The 295-nt window shown below is 51.5% G+C and carries 1 rRNA gene; it reads left to right on the top strand.

Going from position 1 to position 295, the window contains the following annotated elements:
* Positions 1-206: 206 nt before the first annotated feature.
* A 5S ribosomal RNA gene (gene rrf / locus QSJ95_RS32675) occupies positions 207-295 on the top strand; the annotation flags it as partial.

Genomic DNA, 295 nt, shown 5'->3' with positions numbered 1-295 from the left:
TGATAGGTCGGGTGTGTAAGCGCTGTGAGGCGTTGAGCTAACCGATACTAATTGCCCGTGAGGCTTGACCATATAACACCCAAACAATTTGTGTGTTAGACGGTGAAGTCGACGAACCGAAAGTTCGCAAGAACCGCAAAGAAGACCTGTCACATACCCGAATCAGGATGAGCGTGTGCGTAAGCCACGAGCATCCGAAAGAATTGCTTGACGACCATAGAGCGTTGGAACCACCTGATCCCATCCCGAACTCAGCAGTGAAACGACGCATCGCCGATGGTAGTGTGGGGTTTCC

The organism is Pseudomonas sp. NBRC 100443 (assembly GCF_030268185.1).
Taxonomy (GTDB): Bacteria; Pseudomonadota; Gammaproteobacteria; order Pseudomonadales; family Pseudomonadaceae; genus Pseudomonas; species Pseudomonas citronellolis.
This window is presented reverse-complemented; position numbering and strand designations above follow the sequence as displayed.